Annotated in this window: 30 protein-coding genes; 16 read left to right on the forward strand and 14 right to left on the reverse strand. The window is 57.4% G+C overall.

The genetic code is table 11. From position 1 onward, the window contains the following. The first annotated feature begins 82 nt into the window (after positions 1-82). Together ACESLM_RS02590 and ACESLM_RS02595 are read left to right on the forward strand one after the other, a co-directional pair. Positions 83-1,054 carry a DUF1385 domain-containing protein gene (locus ACESLM_RS02590; protein WP_372629723.1) on the forward strand — a complete coding sequence of 324 codons (972 nt, stop codon included), beginning with the start codon at positions 83-85 and terminating at the stop codon, positions 1,052-1,054. 50 nt (positions 1,055-1,104) lie between these two features. Next, positions 1,105-1,416, forward strand: a complete 312-nt coding sequence (locus ACESLM_RS02595) for a hypothetical protein (protein ID WP_372629725.1) — start codon at positions 1,105-1,107, stop codon at positions 1,414-1,416. Between the two features lie 94 nt (positions 1,417-1,510). On the opposite strand, the gene ACESLM_RS02600 is transcribed toward ACESLM_RS02595, so the two are convergent. Both ACESLM_RS02600 and mntR read right to left on the reverse strand, forming a co-directional pair. Further along, complete coding sequence (locus tag ACESLM_RS02600) at positions 1,511-2,452, reverse strand: patatin-like phospholipase family protein (protein WP_372629727.1); 942 nt, start codon at positions 2,450-2,452, stop codon at positions 1,511-1,513. Between the two features lie 177 nt (positions 2,453-2,629). Beyond that, positions 2,630-3,052 (reverse strand): transcriptional regulator MntR, encoded by a 423-nt coding sequence (mntR, locus tag ACESLM_RS02605; RefSeq protein WP_094051018.1) that lies wholly within the window; start codon positions 3,050-3,052, stop codon positions 2,630-2,632. 152 nt (positions 3,053-3,204) lie between these two features. On the opposite strand from mntR, the gene splB reads away from it, so the two are divergent. Then, positions 3,205-4,269: a spore photoproduct lyase gene (gene splB / locus ACESLM_RS02610; RefSeq protein WP_372629730.1), complete on the forward strand. Its 1,065-nt coding sequence runs from the start codon at positions 3,205-3,207 to the stop codon at positions 4,267-4,269. On the opposite strand, the gene ACESLM_RS02615 is transcribed toward splB, so the two are convergent. The 7 genes from ACESLM_RS02615 to ACESLM_RS02645 form a co-directional block, all read right to left on the reverse strand. Further along, positions 4,262-4,978, reverse strand: coding sequence for a cytochrome c biogenesis CcdA family protein (locus tag ACESLM_RS02615; protein ID WP_372629732.1), 717 nt, complete (start codon positions 4,976-4,978; stop codon positions 4,262-4,264). The genes splB and ACESLM_RS02615 overlap by 8 nt on opposite strands. Positions 4,979-4,996: 18 nt before the next feature. After that, positions 4,997-5,800 (reverse strand): metal ABC transporter permease, encoded by an 804-nt coding sequence (locus tag ACESLM_RS02620; protein ID WP_372629734.1) that lies wholly within the window; start codon positions 5,798-5,800, stop codon positions 4,997-4,999. Positions 5,801-5,806: 6 nt separating this feature from the next. After that, positions 5,807-6,631: a metal ABC transporter ATP-binding protein gene (locus ACESLM_RS02625; protein ID WP_372629736.1), complete on the reverse strand. Its 825-nt coding sequence runs from the start codon at positions 6,629-6,631 to the stop codon at positions 5,807-5,809. A 52-nt stretch (positions 6,632-6,683) separates the two neighbouring features. Beyond that, the gene (locus tag ACESLM_RS02630) at positions 6,684-7,847 is read right to left on the reverse strand and encodes a metal ABC transporter solute-binding protein, Zn/Mn family (protein ID WP_372629738.1); all 1,164 of its coding nucleotides are present in this window, start codon (positions 7,845-7,847) and stop codon (positions 6,684-6,686) included. Positions 7,848-8,159: 312 nt separating this feature from the next. After that, entirely contained in the window at positions 8,160-10,172 is a 2,013-nt protein-coding gene (gene metG / locus ACESLM_RS02635; RefSeq protein ID WP_372629740.1) for a methionine--tRNA ligase, read from the reverse strand. A 336-nt stretch (positions 10,173-10,508) separates the two neighbouring features. Continuing rightward, positions 10,509-10,751 carry a membrane protein insertion efficiency factor YidD gene (gene yidD, locus ACESLM_RS02640; protein WP_372629742.1) on the reverse strand — a complete coding sequence of 81 codons (243 nt, stop codon included), beginning with the start codon at positions 10,749-10,751 and terminating at the stop codon, positions 10,509-10,511. Next, complete coding sequence (locus tag ACESLM_RS02645) at positions 10,748-10,942, reverse strand: hypothetical protein (RefSeq protein WP_372629744.1); 195 nt, start codon at positions 10,940-10,942, stop codon at positions 10,748-10,750. The genes yidD and ACESLM_RS02645 overlap by 4 nt, the downstream gene beginning before the upstream one ends. Before the next feature lie 159 nt (positions 10,943-11,101). On the opposite strand from ACESLM_RS02645, the gene ACESLM_RS02650 reads away from it, so the two are divergent. After that, positions 11,102-11,353 (forward strand): hypothetical protein, encoded by a 252-nt coding sequence (locus ACESLM_RS02650; protein WP_372629746.1) that lies wholly within the window; start codon positions 11,102-11,104, stop codon positions 11,351-11,353. Between the two features lie 182 nt (positions 11,354-11,535). Here the strand turns inward: ACESLM_RS02650 and ACESLM_RS02655 are convergent, their stop codons facing one another. Together ACESLM_RS02655 and ACESLM_RS02660 are read right to left on the reverse strand one after the other, a co-directional pair. Next, the gene (locus ACESLM_RS02655) at positions 11,536-11,736 is read right to left on the reverse strand and encodes a hypothetical protein (RefSeq protein ID WP_094051025.1); all 201 of its coding nucleotides are present in this window, start codon (positions 11,734-11,736) and stop codon (positions 11,536-11,538) included. A gap of 69 nt (positions 11,737-11,805) precedes the next feature. Next, positions 11,806-12,273, reverse strand: coding sequence for a hypothetical protein (locus ACESLM_RS02660; protein ID WP_372629748.1), 468 nt, complete (start codon positions 12,271-12,273; stop codon positions 11,806-11,808). A 162-nt stretch (positions 12,274-12,435) separates the two neighbouring features. On the opposite strand from ACESLM_RS02660, the gene ACESLM_RS02665 reads away from it, so the two are divergent. The 6 genes from ACESLM_RS02665 to ACESLM_RS02690 all read left to right on the forward strand — a co-directional run bounded on the left by ACESLM_RS02665 (position 12,436) and on the right by ACESLM_RS02690 (position 14,504). Further along, positions 12,436-12,672, forward strand: coding sequence for a spore germination protein (locus tag ACESLM_RS02665; protein ID WP_372629750.1), 237 nt, complete (start codon positions 12,436-12,438; stop codon positions 12,670-12,672). Between the two features lie 2 nt (positions 12,673-12,674). Further along, positions 12,675-12,881 carry a spore germination protein GerPB gene (locus ACESLM_RS02670; RefSeq protein WP_372629752.1) on the forward strand — a complete coding sequence of 69 codons (207 nt, stop codon included), beginning with the start codon at positions 12,675-12,677 and terminating at the stop codon, positions 12,879-12,881. An 18-nt stretch (positions 12,882-12,899) separates the two neighbouring features. Further along, positions 12,900-13,646: a spore germination protein GerPC gene (gerPC, locus tag ACESLM_RS02675; protein ID WP_372629754.1), complete on the forward strand. Its 747-nt coding sequence runs from the start codon at positions 12,900-12,902 to the stop codon at positions 13,644-13,646. A gap of 5 nt (positions 13,647-13,651) precedes the next feature. Further along, a complete protein-coding gene (locus ACESLM_RS02680) occupies positions 13,652-13,867 on the forward strand; it encodes a spore gernimation protein GerPD (protein ID WP_372629756.1) in 216 nt (71 codons plus the stop codon). Continuing rightward, complete coding sequence (locus tag ACESLM_RS02685; RefSeq protein ID WP_372629758.1) at positions 13,857-14,279, forward strand: spore germination protein GerPE; 423 nt, start codon at positions 13,857-13,859, stop codon at positions 14,277-14,279. Before ACESLM_RS02680 ends, ACESLM_RS02685 begins: the two co-directional genes overlap by 11 nt. A 93-nt stretch (positions 14,280-14,372) precedes the next feature. Continuing rightward, positions 14,373-14,504: a sporulation protein YjcZ gene (locus ACESLM_RS02690; protein ID WP_372629760.1), complete on the forward strand. Its 132-nt coding sequence runs from the start codon at positions 14,373-14,375 to the stop codon at positions 14,502-14,504. A gap of 73 nt (positions 14,505-14,577) precedes the next feature. Here ACESLM_RS02690 and ACESLM_RS02695 read toward each other — a convergent pair whose 3' ends face one another. After that, positions 14,578-15,912, reverse strand: a complete 1,335-nt coding sequence (locus tag ACESLM_RS02695) for a PucR family transcriptional regulator (RefSeq protein ID WP_372629762.1) — start codon at positions 15,910-15,912, stop codon at positions 14,578-14,580. A gap of 346 nt (positions 15,913-16,258) precedes the next feature. Between ACESLM_RS02695 and ACESLM_RS02700 the strand changes: the two genes are divergently transcribed. The 5 genes from ACESLM_RS02700 (at position 16,259) to ACESLM_RS02720 (ending at position 22,914) form a co-directional block, all read left to right on the forward strand. Then, on the forward strand, positions 16,259-18,049 hold the full coding sequence (locus tag ACESLM_RS02700; protein ID WP_372629764.1) for a sensor histidine kinase: 1,791 nt from the start codon (positions 16,259-16,261) through the stop codon (positions 18,047-18,049). A 1-nt stretch (position 18,050) separates the two neighbouring features. Beyond that, complete coding sequence (locus ACESLM_RS02705) at positions 18,051-19,664, forward strand: response regulator (RefSeq protein WP_372629766.1); 1,614 nt, start codon at positions 18,051-18,053, stop codon at positions 19,662-19,664. Positions 19,665-19,794: 130 nt separating this feature from the next. Then, positions 19,795-21,117, forward strand: coding sequence for an ABC transporter substrate-binding protein (locus ACESLM_RS02710; RefSeq protein WP_372629768.1), 1,323 nt, complete (start codon positions 19,795-19,797; stop codon positions 21,115-21,117). A 91-nt stretch (positions 21,118-21,208) separates the two neighbouring features. Beyond that, a complete protein-coding gene (locus tag ACESLM_RS02715) occupies positions 21,209-22,090 on the forward strand; it encodes a carbohydrate ABC transporter permease (RefSeq protein WP_372629770.1) in 882 nt (293 codons plus the stop codon). Next, entirely contained in the window at positions 22,087-22,914 is an 828-nt protein-coding gene (locus ACESLM_RS02720; RefSeq protein ID WP_372629772.1) for a carbohydrate ABC transporter permease, read from the forward strand. The genes ACESLM_RS02715 and ACESLM_RS02720 overlap by 4 nt, the downstream gene beginning before the upstream one ends. A gap of 187 nt (positions 22,915-23,101) precedes the next feature. On the opposite strand, the gene ACESLM_RS02725 is transcribed toward ACESLM_RS02720, so the two are convergent. Next, the gene (locus tag ACESLM_RS02725; RefSeq protein WP_372629773.1) at positions 23,102-23,704 is read right to left on the reverse strand and encodes a zinc ribbon domain-containing protein; all 603 of its coding nucleotides are present in this window, start codon (positions 23,702-23,704) and stop codon (positions 23,102-23,104) included. Between the two features lie 32 nt (positions 23,705-23,736). Next, positions 23,737-23,892 (reverse strand): hypothetical protein, encoded by a 156-nt coding sequence (locus ACESLM_RS02730; RefSeq protein WP_372629775.1) that lies wholly within the window; start codon positions 23,890-23,892, stop codon positions 23,737-23,739. 396 nt (positions 23,893-24,288) lie between these two features. Between ACESLM_RS02730 and ACESLM_RS02735 the strand changes: the two genes are divergently transcribed. Then, a partial coding sequence (locus tag ACESLM_RS02735) for a transposase (RefSeq protein ID WP_372629867.1) occupies positions 24,289-24,668 on the forward strand: 380 nt, incomplete at its 3' end.

Consider the following 24,668-nt stretch of genomic DNA (forward strand, 5'->3'; position numbering starts at 1 on the left):
ATCCCCCGATCCTGTAAAATAGAATTACTCGGGGCTCAGGTTCGGCCGCCCCCAGATTTATCCGTAAAGCAGGTGACCCGTCATGTCAAAACCATCTCCCTCGATCTATGGAGGACAGGCCGTCATAGAAGGCGTCATGTTCGCCGGCAAGCACGTTCACGTGACCGCGGTTCGCCGCAAAGATCAGCAAATCACCTTCCTGGAAGTGCCCAAGAAGCCGACTCCGGTTCTTAACAAGATCAAGAAGATTCCGTTCGTCCGCGGCATTGTAGGCATCGTCGAATCCGCGGCCAAAGGCTCCCAGCATCTGACCTACTCGGCCGAAGCGTACGCCGAAGACGAAGCGGGTCCGGAAGAAGCGGTTAAACAGAAGGAGCAGGAGAAAGAGAAGGATCGCTGGAACCTGACGATGATTTTAGGAGTTGCCGTCGTGGGTATACTATCTTTCGTCGTAGGCAAGCTGATTTTCACTTTGGTGCCGGCTTTCGTCGAAGGGCTGATCTTTAGCCAAGCCTTCGAGAATAAAATAATGCACAACCTGCTTGAAGGCGTCATCAAAATCATCCTCTTGCTTGTATACTTGTGGTTCATCTCGCAGACGCCGATGATCAAGAGGCTGTTTCAGTATCACGGCGCGGAGCACAAAGTCATCAGCGCATACGAAGCGGGATCTGAGCTTACGGTCGAGAAAGTGCAGAAATTCAGCCGGCTTCACTACAGATGCGGCAGCAGCTTTATTATTTTCACCGTAATTGTCGGCGTCATCATCTATTCTTTCTTCACCTGGGACTCGATGGCCGAGCGCATTATGCAGCGCATCCTGCTGCTTCCGGTCGTGCTGGGCGTCTCCTACGAGGTGCTGAGATGGACGAACGCGCTTCGGGACATCCCGGTATTGAAATGGCTCGGAGCTCCGGGCCTGTGGCTGCAGCTACTGACGACCAAGGAACCCAGCGACGACCAAGTGGCGGTCTCCATCGCGTCTTTTAACCGGATGAGAGAGCTCGACAACGAGAGCTCGACTCCGCGCGTGGCGCTTGCCAAGCAGGCTTAAAGTTGTTCCCGGCATGCCAAGATCATTGATGTATCCGGAGGAGGATGCGCATGAGAAACCGAATCCAGCCCTGGTTTGCCGTCGTGCTGGCGTTTATGGCGATCGGCGTGATTACGAGGATGATGCAGGGCTCCGTCGATTCGTGGGCGATTCCGCTCGGACTGGCAGCGATCGTGTTTCTGCTGTACAAATTTCCGCCGGACAGATGGAGAAAGCCGAAGCAGCGGAGCCGCCCTCCCGTCAAGAAGCCGCGTCCGGATTTCCGCGGCGCTTCCTCGAAGACGGAACGAAGACGCGCTTCTCCTTTCACCGTCATCGAAGGGCGGAAGGACCGGGACGACGAGCCGCCCCGGTATCACTGAAGCAAGGGGCAGTTCCGTCGGCCATGGGTTTGGCCGGGGAACTGCCCCTTCGCTTTGCCTGCTTCCGCCACCTGGCGATCTTCCCCCGCGTTCCTCACCTCGGTTTGGAGATGTTCACCTTGAGCACCCCGGCTTTGCGGTCCCAGCTTTGAAAAAACTTCTCCCCCGCCTCCAGCCCCGAACGGTACAAAGCCTCGCTCTTCTCCGGAGTCAGATGAAACTGCGTCCCGCTGACGCCCAAAGTCGGAATTTTGATCGTGCGAATCTCCTTGTTTTTCTCGATATACCTTTCGTCGTGCGCGCTGAGCATCGTCTCGAACATCGCCTGGAACATCGATACCGGCCCGTTGATTCGACGGGGCTGCGCGTCGGAACGTCCTACCATCTGAAAGCCGATCACGGACGTCGCCGGATCGGACGAACCGTCTTGCTGAAACAGCCATAACGGAAAGTTGCTCAGCAAGCCGCCGTCAACGACATAGGAAAATCTCGAACGCACCGCTTGCTTTTTGCGTTCCTTGAACGGTTGGCGCAGAACGACCGGATCGAAAAAATAAGGAATGCTCGTGCTCATCCGCACGGCCCTGGCGACGGAGAAGCGTTCCGGCGCGATTCCGTACTGGGAGACGTCTCCGGGAAGGACGAGCAGTCTTCCGTTCGTAATATCCGAAGCGATAATTCGCAGCTTCCCGTCCGGCAAGTCGCCGAAAGTGCGAACCCCTTTGGATGCGAGCAGCTCCGCGACCCATTTCTCCAGCCGCTTGCCGGAATAGAGCCCTTTGCGCAGGAAGAGGCGCACCGCCGGAAAAGCGCTCTTCCTCAGCAGGGAGGCCGGCGGCGTCCGCTCGATCGCGGCCTTCATCTCGTCGGCCGTATACCCGGCCGCCAGCAGCGCGGCGACGATGCTTCCCGACGACGTGCCCGCGACCCGATTGAACACGATGCCGTGCTTTTCCGCCGCGCGGACCGCCCCCGTCAGCGATATTCCCCTTACTCCTCCGCCTTCGAACACCGCATTTACCCGAGTCGTCTCCACTTGCCCTCGCCTCCCCGCGGACTTCGCGCAAGTCGCGGCCGCACCTTCCGGCCCCTTGCTTTCATCCATATGCGTTCGGCGATGGCCCTAATACACCAACACGGATCTCCCCGAATCGAAAAAGCAGCCGTCCCCTCCGCGGGTTCGGCTGCTCTGTTGCATGATCGTTATTCTCGTTCACTCGCTGTCCATCTCGGACCGGATCTTCACCAGCTCTTCCGCGCGGGACGGATCGCGGTTGAAGTATTCGACGAGCGACTCGATGCACGTGATGGAATCCCAGCTCAGATGGTGCTCGATTCCTTCCACGTCTGCGTAAATTTTATCCTCCTGAACTCCGATGATCGTCAGGAAAGTTTCTAGGAGATGATGGCGGTCGACCAGCCTCTTGCCGATCTTCTTGCCCTTGTTCGTCAACACGAGACCCCTGTACTTCTCGTAGATCAAGTAATTATCCTTGTCCAGCTTCTGGATCATCTTCGTAACCGAGGAAGGATGCACTTCCAACCCTTCGGCAATGTCGGAGACGCGGGCGTAGCCCTTCTCGTCGATCAAGCGGTAAATCCTCTCCAAATAGTCTTCCATACTTGGGGTAGGCAACGCTAGTCCCCCTTTCCTTCCATATCATACACCGTTTGACGCAAACCGAGCAAGTCTGAACTCGCCGTCCGCCAAGAAAAGTATCAAGACGCCTTTTCGATTGCATAATAAGCCTAATCGGATTGTTATAACAAGAAACGGAGGTTTGAACGATGTCCCTCACCGATGCGCCTTCCCGGCGCGCGAAGGAAACCGGGCTGTTCGTGCCCGAGCTCGTTTATTTCGAGCCGGCGGCGCTCGAATATCCGAAAGGAAGGCGCATTCTCGACTGGGTCGAGCAGCGCGGATTGCCTTACCGTACGACGGCGTCCCATAACCGAATTACGAATCTGCCCGGCGACACCGAGCTGGAGCAGTACAAGACGGCCAAACGCACCTTGGTCGTCGGCTTGCGCAAAACGCTCAAATTCGACACGTCCAAGCCGTCCGCCGAATACGCCCTGCCTCTGGCCACCGGCTGCATGGGTCACTGCCATTATTGTTATTTGCAAACGACGCTGGGAGCCAAGCCCTATATTCGGGTTTACGTCAACACCGAGGACATCTTCGCGGCCGCCAAGTCGTACATCGAGGAGCGCGCGCCCGAGCCGACCCGATTCGAGGCGGCTTGCACGTCCGATCCCGTCGGCCTGGAGCACTTGACCGGCTCGCTCGCCGAAGCGATCGAGTTCATGGCCGATCAGCCTCTGGGCAGACTTCGGTTCGTGACCAAATACCATCACATCGATTCGCTTCTCCCTCTGCGGCATAACGGCCATACGCGCATCCGCTTCAGCGTCAATTCGGATTACGTCATCCGCAACTTCGAACCGGGCACGTCCCGTATTCACGAACGCATAGAAGCCGCGGGCAGGATCGGCAAGGCCGGCTATCCGCTCGGCTTCATCGTCGCGCCGATCATCTGGTACGACGGATGGCGCGAAGGCTACGGCGAGCTGTTCGATAAGCTGGCGGAGGCTCTGCCCGCGGAAGCGGCGAATGACCTGACGTTCGAGCTCATCCAGCACCGCTTCACGAAGACGGCCAAGACGGTCATCGAGAAGCGGTATCCGAAGTCGAAGCTGGAGATGGACGAGGCGAAGCGCAAGAAAAAATGGGGGCGCTGGGGCCAGCACAAATACGTGTATCCCGACGAACAAGCGGAAGCGCTCCGCGAATGGATCACGGAGCGCATCTTCGAGCGTTTTCCACAAGCCCGCATCGAGTACTTCACATAATATCGAACAGCCACTTCGGCGTAATGCTTTGCAGCCAGATCGTAATTTGCGTCATCTTGTCGGTGAACAGCAGCACGCCCATGAGGATCATCATCGCTCCGCCGGCTTTCATGAGGGCGTTCGAGTATTTCAGAATCCATCTGGCGGTGCCGAGGAAGAAAGCAAGAATGAAAAACGGCAAGGCGAATCCGAGCGAGTATGCCGTCGTCAATCCGACCCACGTACCGGGATTGCTTGCGGACAGCAGCAGGATCGAGCCGAGAATCGGACCGACGCACGGCGACCATCCGGCGGAGAAGCCGATGCCGAACACAAACGAGCCGAGATAGCCGCCCGGCTTCCACTTCAAGACCAGCTTGCGTTCCTTCATCAGCAGCTGCGGCTGAAAGATGCCCATCAGGAACAAGCCCATCAGCACGATGAAAATGGCTGATATTTTACGAATCGTATCCTGATAATCCCTGAAAACGTCGGTGAACGCATTGGCGCCGTACGCCAGCGCGAAAAACACGAACGAAAAGCCAAGGATGAAAAAGAACGTGTGGCTCATCGTCTTCATGCGCATGCTGCGGCTCGTATCCGTCTTGATCTGATTGACGGAGACGCCGGTTATGTAGGATAAGTACGCCGGATACAGCGGCAGGCAGCAGGGCGAAATAAATGAGGCCAAGCCTGCGGCGAAGGCGATTCCGACGTTTAAGTCCGCCATTGCGTATCCCTCCTGGACCTAGGTTCTGATTAACCGCGTCGAAGCGATGGACACCGCCAGGATGGCGATGAGCAGCAGCACGACCGTTCCGCCCGGAGCGAGGTTGGCGACGCCGGCGATCCACAGTCCGGCCAGCACCGCCGCCTCGCCGATGACGACGACGAGAATGACGGCTTGCTTAAAGCTGCGCGACAGCGCCAGACTGCACGCGGCCGGAATCGTCAGCAGGGCGGACACGAGCAGCGCGCCGACGATCTTGATCGCCGCGCTGACGACGAGAGCGGTTAATATACTAAGCATAATATTAAAATACTTCATAGGCAAACCGCTCACCGCCGCCGCGTCTTCGTCGAACGTCAGCAAGAACAGCTCTTTCTTGTGAATGAGCACCATCGAGAGCACGACGACCGTAACGCCCAAGATAACGTAGATGTCCGTATAATCGAGCGTATAAATGCTTCCGAACCAAAATGAATTGGCGTTCTGGTTAAAACTCTTACCTATCGTAAACAGCAACGAAGCGAGCGCGATCCCCCCCGACATGATGATGGCCAGCGACAGCTCCGCGTACGTGCGGTACGCCTTGCGCAGCCACTCAATCCCGAACGAAGCCGCTATCGCGAACAGCAAACCGACCGCAACCGGATATACGTTTATGAGGAAGCCGAGCGCGACGCCCGCGATGCTTACGTGGGCCAGCGTGTCCCCGATCATGGCCAAGCGCCTGAGCACGAGAAACAGCCCCATCAGCGGAGCGGTTATCGCGATCAAGGCGCCTCCAATCAGAGCCCTCTGGAAAAATTCAGCCGATAAAAGTTCCAATCCCGGTTACCCTTCTTTCCGCAACGAGTGCAGCAAATCCGTGCCTTGGCAATCTTCCAGGTCGTGGGAGTGGCGAACGTAGAAGCTGAGCTTGCCGCTGCGCTCCTTCGGCTCCTCGCCCAAGTAGGAGCGGACCATGTCCATGTCGTGGGACACCATCAGGAACGTAATGTTGTGCCTTTGATGCATATGCTTGATCATGTGGAAAAAGTTTTGCTGCGTCTCGATGTCGATGCCGGTAAGCGGCTCGTCCAAGATGAGCAGCTTCGGGTTGTTGATCAGCGCCCGCGCCAAGAACACCCTCTGCTGCTGCCCTCCGGACAACGCTCCGATCCGCTTATCCCCGAGATCCTCGATCTTCAGCGCCTTCAAGGCGTCGTCGCAGCGCCCGACATCCTCCTTGGATATGCGGCGAAACAGCTTCTTCCTGCCGTACAATCCCGACAGGACGACTTCCTTCACCGTGGCCGGGAACAGCGGGTTGAAGTGGCTCCTCTGGGGAACGTAGCCGATCAGATTCCAGTCCTTGAACTGGGCCGCGGGCGTTCCGAACAGCGAGACGGAGCCTTTCTGCGGGCGGGTCAAGCCGACGATCATTCTCAGCAGCGTCGTTTTGCCCGCTCCGTTGGAGCCGATCAGCCCGACGAAATCCCGTTCCATGATGCGGAAGCTCACGTCCTGCAAGATCGGCTGGTTATCGTAGGAGAACGACACTCCGCTCAGGCTCACGATCTCCTGATGGCAGCCCGCTTGCGCCGTTTTTGCCGCCGTCGCCGCCCTCGTTTCCGTCGCTCCCGCCGCCGTCGTTGCATCCGTTGCCGTTGCGTTCATCCGAAGCCCTCCTTTCTTGCGTTCATATGGCTTCTAATCCTTATATGTTAGATTACTGCAGCGCCTTCTGCAAGTTTTCCAGATTGCGCTCCATCAGCGTAAAGTAGTTTTCTCCCGCTTTTTCCTGCTCCGAAGTAAGCCCCTCCAGCGGATTCAACACGAGCGTGTCCACCTTAGCTTCTCTCGCCAGCGTATCGGCCAATTGCTGGGACACGAGCTCCTCGAAGAAAATGTAAGGAATGCCGTTTTCCTTCACGAACTTGGCGATCTCCAGCAAATCTTGCGCTCTCGGCTCGGCTTCCGGGGACAGCCCCATGATCGCGATCTGGTTCAACTTGTAATCCCGGGCCAAATATCCGAACGCCTGGTGAGAGACGACGATGTCGCGGCGCTCGTAGCCGGACAGCTCCTTGGTAAACTTGTCGTCCAGTTCGCGCAGCTTGCTCTCCAGCTTGGAATAGTTGCTCTCGTAAGCCGTACGGTTGGCCGGGTCCACCTGCACGAACGCATCCAAAATGTTGGCGGCCATCACCAGCGCGGAGCGCGGACTGGTCCACGTATGCGGATCGACGTCCAGATCGGAGTGGCTGTGACCGGGTTCTTCGCCGTCATGAGCCTCGCCGCCCGCTTCGCCCTCATGCTCGTCGTCGTGATTTTCCTCGGCGCCTTCTTCTCCCTCGTGACCGTGTCCGTCCTCGGCCCCTTCTTCTCCCTCGTGACCGTGTCCGTCCTCGGCCCCTTCTTCACCTTCGTGCCCGTGCCCGTCCTCGGCCCCTTCTTCACCTTCGTGCCCGTGCCCGTCCTCGCCCTTATGCTCGTGGTCGTGCTCCGGATTGCCCTGGATCAGCTCGATCCCTTTGCTCGCCTCGACGGTGAGCACTTGGCTGCCCGCTCCGAGCCCTTTCAGGAAGCCGTCGACCCAGCCTTCCAGACCCGCGCCGTTGTAGAGGAACAGTTGGGCTTTGGACGCGGCGTCCAGATCGCGGCTCTTCGGCGTCCATTCGTGCGGCTCGACGCCCGCGGCGATCAGGTTCACGACGTGCGCATGCTCGCCGCCGATCTCCTTGGCGAAGAAATACAGCGGGTAGAAGCTGGTGACCACGTTCACCTTGCCTTCCGCTTGCGAATAGGAATCGTTCTTGCCGCAGCCGGCCAGAAGCGCAACGGAAACGCTCAACGCTATGATCAAAGACAATTTGAAAGATGATGTTTTCATGATAGACCCCTTAATCGTAATCTTTTTTATTAACAGATCCGATTATAGGCCGCCAACCGCCCGCTGTCAACTTCGTATTGTTGGGCAAGCCCGCGCCCGACCATGAGTACCGCGCCGCGTGCTTATTGCTCGCCTCCACTCGCCCCCCTCTTCTCTTCATCTTAACGACGGAAACGTCGGCGAAAGAAAAAGGCACCCTGTCCCTCGCCGCGCTTAAACGCGGCGATAAAGATCAGAATGCCATGATAACCGTTCCTATGGAGCAAGCAGAACGGGGCCTTCCGCGGGTTCCTTCGCGAATTCTCCCGCGCCCTACTTCACGATCGCGCCGTTAGGCATGCCGTCCGGAACCGTAGCCAGCGTCAGCTGATCGCCCTGGGACGCGGCGAGAATCATGCCTTGGGACATCTCGCCTCTCAGCTTGACCGGCTTCAGGTTCGTTACGCAAATCACTTTGCGGCCGATCAGTTCCTCCGGCTTGTAAAACTTGGCGATGCCGGATACGACCTGCCGGCGCTCGAAGCCGAGATCGAGCTGCAGCTTAAGCAGCTTGTCGGCCTTCGGAACCGGTTCGCAAGCTACGACCTGCGCGACCCGAAGCTCGACCTTCATGAAGTCGTCGATCGTAATTTCCGGCGCGAGCTCCGGAGCTTCCTCCGCGGCCGCCTCCGCCGGCACCGCGGTTTCCGCGCTTGCGGCGGCAGCTGCGCCGCCCATCGAGCCGGAAATCCATGCGACTTCTTCGGCCAAATCCAGACGCGGGAAGATCGGGTCGCCTTTGCTGATTTTCGTGCCGGCCAGCTTCGCCCCGAACTCGCGCAGGCTCTCCCATGCCGTCAGCTCGCCTTCCGCCAGTCCCAATTGCGTCCACATGCTCCGAGGCGCATGCGTCAGGAACGGCTGGATCAGAATCGACACGATCCGCAGGCTTTCCGCCAAGTGCCCCATGACGGAAGCCAGCACCGCGCGGTCCGCCTCTTCCTTGGCCAGTGTCCAAGGCTTCGTCTCGTCGATATATTTGTTCGTCCGGCCGACCAGCGTCCAGATCGCGGACAACGCCACGGAGAACTCCATGTTCTCCATCGCCGCCTCCACCTTCTCCACCGTCGCCAGCGCCGTCCGCTCCAGATCGCCGTCGAATTCCGTCACGCCGAGGCCGAATTGCGGCACCTCGCCTCCGAAATACTTGTCGATCATCGCTACCGTACGGTTGAGCAGGTTGCCCAGATCGTTGGCCAGATCGTAGTTGATTCGTTCCACGAAGTTTTCCGGCGTGAACGCGCCGTCCGCTCCGAAAGGCACTTCCCGCAGCAGGTAATAACGAACGGCATCCAGGCCGAAGTGATCGATCAGCTTGACCGGGTCGACGACGTTGCCCTTCGACTTGGACATTTTGCCGTCCTTCATGAGCAGCCAGCCGTGCGCGAATACCTTCTGCGGCAGCGGCACGCCAAGCGCCATCAGCATAATCGGCCAATAGATCGTATGGAAGCGGACGATCTCCTTGCCGACGAGATGGACGTTGGCCGGCCAATATTGGCGGTAAGCTTCATCCGCGTCCGTCCCGTATCCGAGCGCCGTAATGTAGTTGGACAACGCGTCGATCCACACGTAGATGACGTGCTTCGGGTCTCCCGGAACCGGGACGCCCCAGTTGAACGTCGTCCGCGACACGGCCAAGTCTTCCAGCCCCGGCTTGATGAAGTTGTTGATCATCTCCGTCTTGCGCGATTCCGGCTGGATGAAGTCGGGGTGATCCTCATAATATTGCAGCAGGCGATCGGCGTATTTGCTCATCCGGAAGAAGTAGCTCTCTTCCTTGACCAGCTCCACCGGATGGCCGCTGTCCGGGCTTTTGCCGCCGACGACCTCTCCCGCGTCATTGCGCTCCACGTCGACCAATTGCGACTCCGTGTAGTACGTTTCGTCCGGGATGCTGTACCAGCCTTCGTACTCGCCCTTATAGATGTCCCCTTGCTCCAGCAGCTTCGCGAAAATATCCTGGACGACCTTCGTATGGCGGGGTTCCGTCGTGCGAATGAAGTCGTCGTTGGAAATTTCCAGCTTCCTCCACAGCTCCTTGATACCGACGACGATGTCGTCGACGAACTGCTGCGGCGTCTTGCCCGCTTCCTGCGCCTTCCGCTCGATCTTCTGCCCGTGTTCGTCCGTTCCCGTCAAGTAACGCACGTTGTATCCGCGCAGCCTTTTGTAGCGCGCCATCGCGTCTCCCGCCACCGTTGTGTACGCATGGCCGATATGCAGCTTGTCGCTCGGGTAATAGATCGGCGTCGTAATGTAGAACGATTTTTCCTTTTCCGTCATTGCGTTCATCTCCTTCGCGGTTTAAAAAACATAAAGCTCCCGTCCGTATGGGACGAGAGCTGCGCTCACGCGGTACCACCCAAATTCCTCCCGCAGGACCACAGTCCCGCGAAAGCTCATTAAGCCGATCTTTAACGCCGATCTCCGCGTCGCTCCCTCACCGATACGGCTTGCCGCCGCGCCATGCTCGAAAGCGATTCCTCCAGGACCATCTTCCAAGGCCGCCCTATGCCGGTTCTCAGCTCCCCCGGCTCTCTGCGATAGTTCGTCTCCTCGTACTTATCCCTTCACTGGAAACAATATAGCACAAAATATAACCGAACGGACGCCGTCGTGTCAAGTCGATTCCTGCTTCTTCCGCTCCGGAACGGGATCGAAGCCGCCGGGGTGGAACGGATGGCATTTGCAGATCCGTTTGACGGCGAGGTAAGAGCCTTTGGCGGCGCCGTGCACCTCGATCGCCTCCAGCGCATACTCCGAGCAGGTAGGCAGGAAGCGGCAGGTCGGCGGCTTCAGCGGTGAAATGAACTTGCGATAGACGTGAATCGGCGCCTGCAGCGCGCGGCGGGCGACGCTCATCTCGCTTCCGGCACGGAGCCCGAAGCCGCCTCCCGGCAATCCCCGCAATACCGCTTGAATTTGACCCCGTCTTCGAACACGATCTGCTCCACTACGTCCATATCCAGCAGCAGCAGCCGCAAATTCCGGTACGCCGTATCGAAACTAAGCCCAGGATATACCCTCTGCATGATGAGTTCCGTCGTTCCCACGAGATACCCTCCCGCAACCCTTTTATTCTTTTACTATGCAACAAACCCAATCTGCCGTCAAACCGCGCAAGATGTGGGCGAGCCCCTAGGCCTTCGAACAGGCAACCGGGAGCGGTCGCCGTATAATGTACAACATCCCAAGGAAGGAGAATGATCTAAGTGTCCGATCATCCAAAATGCAACAGCAAGGCCATTTTTGATCCGCCGCAAACGGTATTCGAAGACTACTATCATCCGCAGCATGTCGATGTCGTTCATCAGATTCAAGTCATCAGACGCCATCACTGCGTCCCGGTTTATCACCATAAGACCAGCGTGTCCGTAAAAGACGTCTACTGCGGGGACTTCGAGGGCGTTAACAACCGCGAAGGCAACGTCGTCACGTCCAACTGGAGAAGCAAACGCCGCTAACGCTCTCTCCGATCACCGGCCGCCCCGATCGCCGCCCCCCGTCGCGCGGTCGGGGCGGCTCTTCGTCCCGGCGGTCGAGCTCCCTTCCTGGCCGACCGCGAAGAAATCGCTTCCATTATTCCGTATGCTAAGGAAGCCGCCCGCATCCGTTCGACCCGCGCGAGCGACCCCCGACTCCCCGTTCAAGAGAACCACGTGTTCACCACGAGCACCATCGTCACGAAAGAGACCGCCGACAACCCCAAATAAATGCCACCCTGACGCTTCTTCAATTGAAAAAAGCGCAGCACGCCCATGCTCAGAAACGAACCGATCATCGTAATGAAAATTACTCCCGCGATGAACAAACCGGGCGACACTTGCGATACGTCCGTGATTTCCACTGCCTTGCCCCCTTAACGAATGCCTGATCCAATATTCCGAATGTTAGTTTCCTCTAGCATTATAACGTTTTACGTTTGGATAAACAATTCGTATTCGTTCTTTTCGGGGGGCCTCCGTTTAAAGCGGAGGACAATCTGCCGCTCATTTTTCATGATCGCTTTGCCGGATCGCGCATAGACGAGGCTCGGAAACCGGATCACCCGCTTCTTGCCTCCCGGAAGACCCCTGATTTTGAGCCGCTCCGAAGTCGCCATCAACTGCAAAGACCGGACGTCGACCTCCGGCGCCAGCCGGATCGCGATGCTGACGTATTTCCCGCCCTGCCTTGTTTCTGCCTGCACCGTCGCGCGCTCCGAAGCATTCGCCCCGGCTATGGCGTTCTGCAGAAGCTTCTTTACATAATCGTTCATCCAATTGGCGTCGCCCGCCCGATCCCAATTTTCCGCCATCTTCCACGGGATATCCTTGCCTAGCCACCTCCGAAGCTCTTGCCAATCCGGAAGCGGTCCGCTGTCGAAAAAAGATTTCAATGCCATCTCCTCCCCGCCCGATAATCCGATAACCGGGCTTCCGCCCAGACACCTTCCTCCAGCATATGAAACCGGCCTCCCGGCCGTTCCCTCCTGACTTGAGAGAACCTCTGGGCGCCAGCCTTCATACACTGTCTATGAGCCTAGAGTGAAGGAGTCGTTATGCCTATGCCATGCATCGTCGGCAATGTCAAAATCCTGAGCGTCGGCGGCAGCGGCGTCGTCCAATTCGGCGACGCGATTCAAATCTCTCCTTCGAGCATCTCCAAAACCTATGCTGGAGCCGGCTCCTTCTTGACAGGAGATCTGTCGCGCTCCAATAACGCCATCAGCGCCACGAACACGAACGATCCCGACGTGCAAGACTCCAGCGAAACGAACATCGGAAACTCGGGGGTTATTTAACTGTGAACTGGAACATCCAGCAATCGATAACGATCGGCCAGCTCCGAATAGATGGCATTACGAACTCCTCCGTCCTGCAGATCGGAAGCGCGGGCAGCATCCAATCCTTGTCGCAGCTCTACAATACGGGCGGCTTCGCCGAGCCCGCTCCGGAGCTGAGCGAGGAACTGGCCACCCTGTCGCTCGTGCCTTTGCCGAATCCGACGTAAGAGAGAGGGGCAATGACGATGCAACCGCAACAACCGCAACAACACCAAAAGCCGCGACAACAGCCGCAGCCCAATCTGTGGAACGGCGTCTATCAGTCGGCCCAGCCCGGCGTTCATCTCAACAACGGGCAAGCGGCCGTGCACCCAAATTCGTGGGCTGGCATGGCCCAGCGCCTGTATCAGGCGGAGGTCCGGCTTAAGCAGATGACGGAGCAGATCGCCTCGCTGCAGAAGCAGCTTGACGAAGTGAAGAGCAAACCCCCTCTGCACGTCGAATATCACTTTGACCAGTTGAAGGTCAACCGTCTGGAAGGCACTTTGAACGTCGGCATCTCTCCGCAAGGCATTCAAGACATGGAATCTCTGGAGACGCCCGGCTTCGCCGGATGGAAAGCGGCCGAAGGAAGCGCCGACGCAGCGCTTCAGCCGATGCGCCAGCTTCAGCAGGAGATGGCCGCCTACATGGACGCCGAAGCTTACGGCGCACTGGCCGGACTGGAGCCGCAATTCGGAATTGTCCTGGGTGAAGAGCACCGCAGGCAGATCGTCGCGGACGTGAAGAAGCAGCTTAACGAACGCGTGCATTATTACGCCCGCTCCGAAGCCTACCCGTCCGAAGGGACGGAGGAGGAGAAGCGAAAATGGCGGGATTCGGTCAAAGAGAAGACGATGCGCGACGTTCAAGGCGCCTTCACCGCTTATTTAAGCAAGCAGCAACAGCAACAGCAACAACAACAATTCCAACAGTCCGATAAAAGGGGGTGAGCGCCTTGTCGTCGCCGCTGTCTCTTCACGTAACCAACGGCCCCGTATCCGTCGGCTGCATCAATCTCGTCGGAGTGTCCAGTTCGTCGGCGCTGCTGCTTGGCGACACCGAATCGATCACGCTGTATTCTTACTTCGATACGCCCGCCGAATCGATGATCGTGACTCCGATGGCTCCTTTGCCGCTGCCGGGAGGGGGAGAAGAACAAAATGAACCGTGACCCCAGAAGCACGACGCTGCTCTCGCTTTACGTGAACACCGTCAGTTCGTCGGGAATCGTGCACCTTGGAGACGGACAGGACACCAATATGGCTTCGCGGGCGCTCGCCGTGCAGCGGGCTATCGCGAATTTCCAGGATGACGAGTTTTTCTTCGAAGCTTATCCGATCTTTTATTTGCCGCAGCTCGTTCCCGAAGCCGAAGTTCCCGTTCGCTTCCGGAGCGAATCGCCCTGGCCCACCCTGCAGGTAGGCTGCGTCTACGCGCTTGGGGTTTCCAGCTCGTCCACGTTTCGCGTCGGCTGCAGCGGCCCGGTGCAGGGCGTCACGAGAATCAAGCACATTCGCCACTTCAACAACCTCGTCGCTTCTCCAGTCGGGACATCCGCTGAAAATAGGGATTATTCGTCCTGACGGTACAAACGTACAGGACTCCATATGCCCCCCGTCATATGCTGACATTGTGATTCGCCATCACAACCACATGAATACGGGAGGTTTTCACAAATGAGTTATCCGGTAGCAGGTGCGGCAGTTTGCGGTTGCAAGCCGACTCACGGCGGCGGTTATTTCGGAACGGCTGCATTCGCCCTGGTTTTGTTCGTTTTGTTGGTTATCATTCTTCGCGCGGGATATTAATCGAGCCGTCGCAAAATAAACGTACGTCCCCGCACAGAGTGCGGGGACGTACGTTTATTTGCCGTCGGGACGCTCAGTTCGGCGCGGAGCTTGGCGTAATCTGGCCGAGCTTCAGCGCCAGATGAAGCTGGAGCCGGTCTTCCGGATCGTCGAGGGAGACGCCCAGAATCGCCTGCACCTTCTCCAACCGGTAGACGATCGTGTTATAGTGGGCGAACAGCCTTTCGGAAGTGAGCTTGATATTCCCGTTGCAGCGGAAAAACATTTCCAGCGTCTCCATCAGCCTCCCCCCTCCCTTGCGATCCGCCAGTTGAAGCGGCAGCGAGTATCGGTTAAGGAACTGCTCCCGCTCTTCCCCGGAAGGGATCAAGTACAAGAGGGAATACACGCCCAGTTTATCGTAAGCGATGACGTCGCCCGGAAGCGCGCACACTTCGGCCACCTGACGGGCGTGCTTGGCCTGCGTCCAGCTGCCCTGCAAGCCGTCCGGCCGGTGCGCCGCCCTCCCGGCGTACAGCTTCAGCTCGGGTTCTCCGAGATGCTCCTTCAGACTGTCCAGCAGTTCGGTTAACGCGGCGAACAGCGCGGACTCGCGTTCGCCCTCGGCCAGCTTCCCCTGCGGAATCGACAGCACGGCAGCCAAGTCGTCGCCAACGGGCGCGACGAGCAACCCTTCGGCTGTGCGCCCCCGTTCCGAGCGGAGCAGGCGGCACGCCTCACGTAGGCGATCCGCCGAACCGTCGGTCTCGGGCAATCCGACCATCGCGGCTACGAGCGCCGTTCCGTCCGGAATCAGACAGCCGCATACTTCGGCCCTCAGCTTCCAATCCGCTTCGGAGACGATTTTCCCCGTGAGCCAGTCGTGCAGAAACTGGTCCAAATATTTGTCTTCCACTTCGCGAACGGCTTCCACGTTGGCCAGCTCCATGCCGACCAGCGAAGCCAGCCGGTCGATGCTAAGCTTGTCGAGCGGTCTCAGCTCGCGCTTATGCTCGACCGCCGCCAGGTAGGACTGCTTTGTCTTCTGCTCCGGAATCGGCTTAACGTAGACGCGGACGGAATTCGTCAACGGAACGTATCCTTCGCCCGCCCCACGGTCGAGCTGGCGGTAAGTAAGCGATTGAAGGAGCGGCCATACTTCGGTCGGTTCCGTATCCCTGAGCCCGCGGGACAGCCAAGCTTTGTCGTGCTCCCGGACGACGACGACCGGATTGTCCAGCATCGCTTCCATTTCGTCCAAAATCGCGTACAGGCCTCTCCCCTCCAACAGCAACGCCGTCAGCTTCCGCAATCGCCCGTTAAGCTCGGTCAGCATCGCGTTGCCTTGAAGTACCGTCCGTTCCATAACGCCGGACGAAAGATCCTCCCGATGATCGATGTACGTTTCTTTGCGCGGCATGATGGTCATGAAGCTTGCCTCCTTCTATTACAAAGCGCCACATAATATAACATTGACAGCCGAAATCCAGCATCCAACAACTTAACTAACTATTTATGTTATATATTATAACATAATAATCGAAATGTCTTTATCTTGTTTTACTAAAAAGTAAGGAAATCGTTGATAGATTTGTCCTAAATCGAAAAAAAACCTCGTTTTAGCCAAGTCACATTACTTAACGCAGCCTAAAATCGAATAGCGCGACGAACGATTTCCTGCGTCTTCCCCCTCGCACCTTCCATCTTGTCGAATAAAAGAAAACAAGCTATCGTATACGATATTCCATACCACTCGAAGGAATGAGGGAAACCCTTTGCCCCGAAGCTCGATGCCGCTCTATCGCAGAAGATGGAAGTTCTCGACCGTCCTGCTCGTTTCGTTCGTCATTATGATATCGCTTCCAATTTCCTTGATCGCCGCTTACTCGGTCCGCTCCTTCAATACGATTCTGCTGGACAATGCCAGTTCCAGAGCGATGCAGACGTTGGAACAAGTTTCGTATACGGTCGATTCCAAGCTGCGGCTGATGAAAAACACGATCGCCACGATCGCCAACGACCGCGAAATCATCGCTGCCGCATCGGCGGCCCGCTTCTCGGCAACCCGCCAGGAGCAGCTCGAGCAGAGCAGGAAGCTGGAATCTACCCTGCACAGCTACTTCCACTACACGCCCGATGTCCAATCGGTGTTGTTCACTTTCCGCGGCGGAGGCGTCGACAACTACAAGCGCAATTTGGCGATCGACGAGACAACGATGCGCGGCCAGATTTGGTACCGCAACGTTCTGCTGAACCCGAACAAAGTGCACATCATGGGAGCCGAGACGAACGCAAGCCTGTTCGGCGGGCACCGCTACATCAGCTTGGCGGTGGCGCCGAACTACAGCATCCCCTTGTTCGGCGTCGAAACGATATATTTCGTCTTTCACGTCAGGGAAATCGCCGAGCTGCTCAAGACGGAAGCCAGCGACGCAGGCGACAGCTTCGTCCTGGACGCATCCGGCAACGTCATCGCTTCGACAGACGCCGAGGCGATGGACCGGGGCATCGCGGACAATCCGCATTACCGGCGAGCGCTGGAAGGCGGCAACGGCCACTACGTCGAGACGATCGACGGACGGCAATCTTTCGTCGTCTACCGCTTATCGGAACAAGGGTTCAAATATATCCAGGTGTATTCCTACGCCGGAATGCTGGAGCAGACCAACGCCACGTACAGGCGCATCCTCGTCATGTCCGCGGCTGCCCTGCTCGTGTTTCTATTCGTCTCTTACTGGCTTGTTCGCAGCATCGTCAAACCTCTCGGATCGCTGGTCAACCAGATGGCCGCCGTCAAGACGGGCAACTTGAAAGCGAACATCAAGGAGTCCGGCCCCGTCGAGACGTACGTGCTGGGCGTTACCTTCAACGAGATGGTCGCGCAGCTCAAAGCGTCGATCCGCGAGATCGAGGACAAGGAGACGCAGAAGCGGCTGGCGGAGATCGCGGCTCTGCAATCGCAGATCAATCCGCACTTCCTGCTCAACACGCTGAACACGATCAAGCTGATGGCCGGTCTCTCTAAAGCTCCCAATATTCAGAAAATGACCGAGGCGTTAACGAAGCTGCTGTCTTCCGCCTTTAACCGCGGAGGCGCGTACACAAGCGTGGAGGAAGAGATCAACCTGCTGGACTATTACGTTCAGATCATGAAAATCCGTTACGGGGACCGGTTCGACGTCGTATACGACTTCCCGCCCGATACGCGTTCGCTCCGCATGCTGAAGCTGCTGCTTCAGCCGATCGTCGAGAACGCGATTATCCACGGCGTGCACGAGCGGGAAACGAGAGGAACGATTCGGATCGCCGGCGAAATCCGCCGAGACAACGTCTTCGCGATCGCCGTCGGCGATGACGGAAGGGGAATGAGCCCCGACGTCCGCAACGCTCTGCTGGACCAAGCCGACGCCGGTGAACGGATGAGCTTTAACGGCATCGGATTGCGGAACGTTCACGACAGGCTGACGCTGAATTACGGGACGTCTTTCGGGCTGTCGATCGCAAGCGAGCCGCTCAAGGGCACGATCGTCACGCTTGCGCTTCCCGTGTTAAGAGAGGAGAACTGATATGTTAAGAGTTATGATCGTCGACGACGAACCGATATACCGGCTGGCGCTGAGGGAATTGATCCGCTGGGAGGATTACGGCTGCGAGATCGCGGCGGAAGCATCGAACGGACTGGACGCCTTGCGCATGGTCTCTTCCCGCCGAATCGACCTGGTCGTCGTCGATGTCCAGATGCCGATTATGACCGGTCTGGAGTTTCTGAAGAAACTGAGGTCGTCGCCCGAGGGGCAGGACACCGCAGTCATCGTACTCAGCGCCTATTCCCAGTTCGAATACGTTCGGGAGGCATTCATGCACGGCGTCCACGACTATATGATCAAAGAAGATTTGAACGCGGAGCATGTCGGGGAAATCATCGACAAAACGGTCGGCAAAATCGGCGAAGCCAACCATCTCCGGGAACGCCGGCAGCTCGAAAGCCTGGCCCTCGAGGAAGCGCGCAAAGAAGAAGCGCTGCTTGCTCTCGTCCGTCCCGACGCCGCTCCCGGAGCCGAAACTTCTCCGACTCCCGAATGGCTCGCCTCCGCGGACAGCGGCATGCCGTTTCTCTGCTGTCTGCTCGTCGATCGCGATGCCTCGGGCGAATCCGGAGAGATGGACAAGACGCGGAGCCGGATGATCGCACACTCGATTCGCCAGGCTTCCGCGAACTACCGCATCGAACCGACGATCGCCCGCATCGCTTCGCGGGAGTACGCCCTGCTGCTTCCCGTGCCCGGCCGCCTCGGAGAGCTGCAAGCCCGCGAAGCCGTCGCGGAATTGGCGGGCAGAATCATCAGCCAGATCCGGGATTACTTGAACCTGGAAGCCACGCTGGGCCTGCTTCGCGCCGGCTCTGGCACAGCCGCATGGCAGGAACGCTACGGCGAGGCACGGCATTTGGCGCGGACGCGCTTCTACCTCGGCTCGGGACGCGCCTACTTCGAAGAGGACGTCAGCGCCTATCCGCGGCAGCTGACCGCTCCGGTCTGGGACGTCCCGGAAATTTTGCGCTGCCTGGAAGCCGGACGAACCGATTGGACCGGACCCCTCGAAGAAGGAATGAACAAGCTCGCCGGCTCGTGCGGCGTTCCCGTGGAAACGGCGGAGCAGGAATATCGCTCCCTGCTCTGGGAGATCGGCTCGCTGCTCCATTCCAGAGGACTGAGCTGGGCCGAGCTGGGCGAACCGCAGTCCCCGCTCGAGCGAGTCGGACATTTCGAGCATTCCCGCGCGCTGAACGTGTGGATCGGCTCGCTCGTTCGCGCCGTCCACGACGCGATCGATCCGAAGAAACGGTTTCTCGAAACTTCCCCTCCGCTCGTCGACAAGGTGAAAAAGTGGATCGACCGGCACTACCAGGAGCCGATCTCGCTGGCGAGTGCAAGCGAAGCGGCCGGCATCAGCGAGAGCTATCTGAGCAAGATTTTCGCCAAGGAAACGGGAGAAACGTTCGTCGAATACGTTATGAAAACCCGCGTGGAGAAAGCGATTCTGTTCATGGGCAGCGGCATGAAAATCTACGAAATCGCCGAGAAGGTCGGTTATCCGAATCAGGGCCATTTCAGCAAAATTTTCAAGAAGGTAACGGGCAAGACGCCGCTCGAATATCGCGAGCAGCTGGTTTCCAAGTGAGTCCCTTCGCGCCGTCCGAGGATAAAAAGAGAGAAAAAAAGAACAAGGATTAACATGGGAAAGCGCCTCCATAGCCGATAAAATACAATTCGAAAGCGATTACATTATTCCATTACGGAGGTCTGCAAAGATGAAAAAGAGAAACAGGGTCACGCTGGCGCTCGCTTCCGCACTGGCCGCAACTACGCTGCTGTCCGCCTGCGGAGGCAACAACGGCGGAGAAGCTTCGCCAAGTCCGGCGGCATCCGGAGCGAGCTCGTCTCCGGCCGCCAGCAAAGAGAAAGTGACGCTTAAGATGGCCATCTGGGACGTCAACAACGACTTTCTCACCTATCTCGACGAGAAAGTGAAAGCGTATTCGAGCGTCGCTCCGAACGTCACCGTCGAGCTCGAGACGTTCAAGTCCGACGGAGACTACCTGCAGGCGATGAAGGTACGGGCGACGGGCAACGAGCTCCCCGACGTCATGGGCTTGAAGCCGAACTGGCTGTACGACTTCCGGGAGCAGCTCGTCCCGCTGGACGGAGAAGCTTACTTGGCCCAGAACCAATACGCCGACAAGTTCGCGATCGACGGCAAAACTTACGCCGTCCCGATGATGGCATTCCCCGAGCTGGTCTACTACCGTCCGAGCATTTTCCAGGAACTGAATTTGCAGGTGCCGACGACTTGGCCGCAATTCCTCGATCTGCTGCAGAACATCAAGGACAACAGCAAATACATTCCGTACGCTATGGGAGGCAAGGACGCTTGGCCGAACTATCCGTTTAACGAGTTCCTTCCCCAGCTCGTCTCTGGAGCCGAATCCTATCTGAGCGATATGGCCAAGGACGACAGTCCGTTCGCGGAGGGCAAGCCTTTCTTCGAATCGTACAAACAGATCGAAGAGCTGTACGCCCTCGACGTGATGGGACCCGACCCGCTCGGCATCGGCTGGGATCAGGCGACCGATCTGTTCTCGTCCAAGCAGGCGGCCGTCATCGCAGCGGGACTGTGGTTCGCTCCGACGTATGAAGCCAAGGTCGGCAGTATCGACGATCTGGCCGCTTTCCCGATGCCTTACCGCCTCGACGAGAGCGAGCCGCTTAAGCTGATGATGTTCACCGACCATTTCTACGGCATTACGAGCGGATCGGACCATCAGGAAGAAGCGAAGCAGTTCCTGAACTGGTTCTTCTCCCCGGACGTGTACCAGACGTACATCGACGCGCAGAAGCTGGTATCCACGTTCGAAGGCGTGGAGTCGAACGTGCCGTTCCTGAAAGCGTTCTATGCCGACAACCAGAACGAGACGTTCAGCTATATCCCGGGAGACGCCGAATACACCCGGATCACGAACGCGATCCAGCTCGACGTAAAAGCGATCGGCCAGGATATGATGGCCGGCAAGAAGGTCGAAGACATTTTGCCCGCCCTGAACGACAAGTGGGCGAAAGCGAAAGCCTCCAAGTAATCCGACGCTCCGGTCCCTGATCGACAAGCGCAATTTTACGACACGGGGCTGTCCTGGCAAGGACGGCCTCGATCATTAAGGGGATTGTCTTATGAGTTATTCGATGCAGAAGAGACTGGTCGTCGTCTCGTTCCTGTTCATACCCGTGGCGCTGCTCCTCCTGTTCCTGCTATACCCGTCGCTCAGACTGCTGCAATTCAGCTTGACGGATTGGAACGGAATGAGCAAGAGCTTCAACTACGTCGGATTCGACAACTACGTCGAGGCTTTCCGCAATCCCGACGTATGGAAGGCGCTGTCCAACAACTTTCTGTATTTCGGCATCCACGCGGTATTTATCCCGCTCGAGGTTATGCTGGCCGTATTCCTGAACAACAAAATGCGCGCAAGCCGCTTTTTCCGCTCTATCGTCTTTATGCCTTACATTTTGAACGGCGTAGCCGTCGCCTATCTGTTCAGCTTCCTGTACAACCCGATCAACGGCCCGATCAACGCGCTGCTCGAAGCGGTCGGTCTGGAAAGCTGGATTCGGAACTGGCTCAGCGACAAGAGCATCGTCAACTATTCGCTTGTCGTCGTCTCGCTATGGAGATTCAGCGGGCTTCACGTCGTGCTGTTCCTTGCCGGTCTGCAGTCGATCCCAAACGACCTGTACGAAGCGGCAACGATCGACGGAGCGGGACCGCTCAAGAAATTCGTCCATATTACGCTGCCCGGCATCTCGCGGGTAATGGAGATCGTCTTGTTCCTGAACGTCAGGGGCGCTCTGCAAGTGTTCGACATTCCGTTTCTGATGACGCAGGGCGGGCCAGGACTTGCGAGCACCACCTTTACGGTATATACGATCCAGACGGCTTTCAAGTATAACAACTACGGACTCGCCTCGTCGCTAGCCGTCATTCTGATGCTCATGATCATCGTCTTCAGCTACTTGCAGGGACGATTGTTCAAAGGGAAAGGAGAATCGTCATGAACGTTCGGGCGCGCTCCCTTCCGCTGCTCTACCTGCTGTTCGTCGCCATTACCGCCGTCGTGCTGTTTCCGATCGCCATCAACGTCATGACCGCATTCAAGACGCCTGGAGACTTGATGAGCTCCTCTCCGCTTTCTCTGCCGAAGCAGTGGAGTTTCGTCAACCTGAAGACGGCGTTCGAAAAAGGCAACATGCTCGTCGGCTTCCGCAACACCGGCATTCTCGTCTTCGTCAGCGTGTTCCTGAACACGATTCTCGGCGCGATGACGGCCTACGTGCTGAACCGCTTCGATTTTAGGCTGAAAAAGCTCGTCATGGGCATGTTCATCGTCGCCATGGTCGTGCCGTTCTACACGACGGAGGTCGCCAGGTTCCAGATTATCAAGGGGCTCGGCCTGTACGACTCGCTCGGAGCGCCGCTGCTCATCTACGCGGGTACCGATCTGCTGCAAATTTTCATCTTCCTGCAGTTTATCGAGAAAATCTCCGCGCAGCTCGACGAAAGCGCGATGATCGACGGCTCCTCGTACGTCGGCATCTTCACGCGAATCATCTTCCCGCTGTTGCTGCCGGCTTCCGCCACGCTCGGCATCATCAAAGCGGTCGACATCATGAACGACATGTACATCCCTTATCTGTACATGCCGTCGAAGAGCCTCCATACGCTGTCGACCTCGCTCATGACGTTCGTCGGCCAGCGCGCCTCCAGCTTCGAACAGCTGTCGGCGGCGATTCTGATCGTGCTGATCCCGACGCTGCTGCTGTACCTGTTCCTGCAAAGGTACGTCTTCTCCGGCATTACCGCCGGTGCGGTCAAAGAATAGAAAAACAAGCCTTCGTCCGGATGAACTCCGGTGAAGGCTTGTTTTTGCGAAGACCAGCGCTGTTTTGGCCAGCGGGTATTGGCCGATTTGGAGCGGTCCCGGGCTCGTTACTCGTTTTTTCAAGTATTTTCCGTCGTCCATCGGCCGGTTCAGGAAGCGGACCGTCCGGTCAACGCGGGGAGAGAGCTTACGCGCGGGTAGATTGCCCGCAGGCCGGGCAGGAATGGCTGTCCGCGTAGAGCGGGGTGTCGCAGCTATTACAAATCTGCCGCTGATCCAGGCGAGGCGCTTCTTCTTCCGCCGATGTCGCCGCATCTGACGCATCCGGCGAAGCCGATGCCTCTGCCGCCTCAGACGTCCCCGCTCCATGCGGCTCTTCCGGCACGTGCAGATCGACTTGGATCGGTTCCTTCTCGACGACAGGAGGCGGGAAGGCGTGGCCGCACGAAGGACAGAATCTCGTCTCGTCGGACACCCGCTTGCCGCATGATTCGCAGTCCTTCTCGTTGCGGATCGCTTTGATTCTGGCGTCCAGCGAGGCGATCTCTTCCCGAATCGAGGAAATCTCCTCGCACTTCGGTCTTACCTGATCTTCCGAGACGGACAGATCCTTCGCCAAATAAGCTTCGTATACGGCTTCGCCGATCGCGGCGTACAATTTATCGATATCTTTGCGTTTGCCAGAGATTTGATTGTTCAGCTTGGTGATCTCCACGGTCTGCTGCGCTTTCTCCGTTGCCGTCGTTACCCCTTTGCTGACCGTATCCGTAATTTTTTTGAAAAAACTCATCCCACTCTCTCCTCTCTATAGCCTATATTATCTCATACGTCGACAAATTTACATGGTTCCAACCGCTTATTCCAGAACAATCTCGCGAGCGGCGGCACAACGAGGAACAAAGGCAGCCCTCTCGTCTCCTCTTCTCCTTTCTCCCCTTTCACGATATCCCCTTCCATCAGGCGGTCTGCTTCTCCCATCCCACTTTCCACTTCTTTGTCGTTATCCCCTTCCGTCAGTCCTCTCCAGCATCACATCTACTTTTCATCCTTTTTACCGATATCCCTCTCGATCAGTTCGTTCTATCTCTCTCCATTCATTCTCTGTGCGCCTTTTGCCGCTATCCCCTCCATTCAGTTCACGCCGCACCTGCCCCACCGCCTTTTTCACCCCTTTGTCGCTATCCCTTTCGGTCAGTTCACGCTATCTCATACCATGCTTACAGCTTTTCTCCCCTTTTGCCGACATCCCTTCGAGTCAGTTGGAAATCACATGGATAAAAAGAAAAATGAGCGAATTACAACTTTAAATAAGAACAAATGTTTGGTATAATAAAAGTAGAACAAACGTTCGCTGAAAACGGAAAGGAGATTCGTATGAGCCTTAAAGAAGCCGCGGAGAAATTCCAAAAGTTTTGTTCCGTCTTTAAAGAGGAAGCGGATTGTTTCCCTGTTCTGTTCGAGTTGAAGTGGCCCGACGGCTTTCGCTGTCCGCGCTGCAACCACTCGCTTTTCTATCTCATTTCCACCCGTCGGATTCCGCTCTACGAATGTCGCTCCTGCCATACGCAAACTTCCTTGATCGCCGGCACCATTATGGAGGGCAGCCGTACGCCTCTTCATCGTTGGTTCCAGGCCATATTTCTGCATGCCCAGCCCCGCTGCGTGAATGCCCGCCAGCTCTCCGAAGCGATCCATGTCACCTACAAAACGGCCTGGTTGATCTGTCACAAAATTCGCCGCGCCATGGCTGCGAG

The organism is Cohnella sp. (genome assembly GCF_041641335.1).
GTDB lineage: Bacteria > Bacillota > Bacilli > Paenibacillales > Paenibacillaceae > Cohnella.